Annotated in this window: 1 rRNA gene; it reads right to left on the bottom strand. The window is 42.5% G+C overall.

The annotated features are described in order from the left end of the window. Nucleotides 1-64: ribosomal RNA gene (locus WFP70_RS26755) — 16S ribosomal RNA — on the bottom strand; the annotation flags it as partial. Between the last annotated feature and the right edge of the window lie 136 nt (nucleotides 65-200).

The following is a 200-nucleotide window of genomic DNA, read 5'->3' as shown; positions in this document are numbered from 1 at the left end:
CGACTTGCATGTGTTAGGCCTGCCGCCAGCGTTCAATCTGAGCCATGATCAAACTCTTCAATTTAAAGTTTGATTTGCTGAAACAAGTTCAGCGATGCTCATCTGTAAAACGTCATAATGAATTTCATTATGTGTTCACTCGTGAGACTTGATATTTTTTACGTCCGGAGACGCTGATATCAATCCTGCGAGTGCCCACA

It is taken from the genome of Pantoea sp. USMM079 (genome assembly GCF_037153115.1).
Lineage (GTDB): Bacteria > Pseudomonadota > Gammaproteobacteria > Enterobacterales > Enterobacteriaceae > Pantoea > Pantoea communis.
Note: the sequence above shows the minus strand (reverse complement) of the source record. Positions and strands in the feature narration are given on the sequence as shown.